Annotated in this window: 1 protein-coding gene; it reads right to left on the bottom strand. The window is 63.4% G+C overall.

Annotation, left to right across the window (positions count from 1 at the left end; translation table 11 throughout):
* A partial coding sequence (locus RM423_RS26320) for a potassium-transporting ATPase subunit KdpA (protein WP_311425761.1) occupies positions 1–244 on the bottom strand: 244 nt, incomplete at its 3' end.
* Positions 245–279 lie beyond the last annotated feature (35 nt).

Genomic DNA, 279 nt, shown 5'->3' with positions numbered 1-279 from the left:
CGTTCTCCCCGGAGTAGGACTGCCAGTTCGTGTTCGTGACGAAGCTCGCAGCGGTGTTCCAGGACTGCGAGCCACCCATTCGCGGCACCGCGTACGGATGACCGAAGTGGTTCTGCAGCCGCAGGAAGGCGTACAGGAACAGCACTGACACGAGGCTGAACGCCAGCACCGCGCGCAGGTAACGGCTCCAGCTCTGGTCAGCCTCGGGGTCGATACCGCCCACTTTGTAGACGCCGCGTTCCACTACCAGGTGCCTTCGGCTTTCCAGCATCCGAGCCA

Source organism: Jatrophihabitans lederbergiae (assembly GCF_031845305.1).
GTDB classification, from domain to species: domain Bacteria; phylum Actinomycetota; class Actinomycetes; order Mycobacteriales; family Jatrophihabitantaceae; genus Jatrophihabitans_A; species Jatrophihabitans_A lederbergiae.
This window is presented reverse-complemented; position numbering and strand designations above follow the sequence as displayed.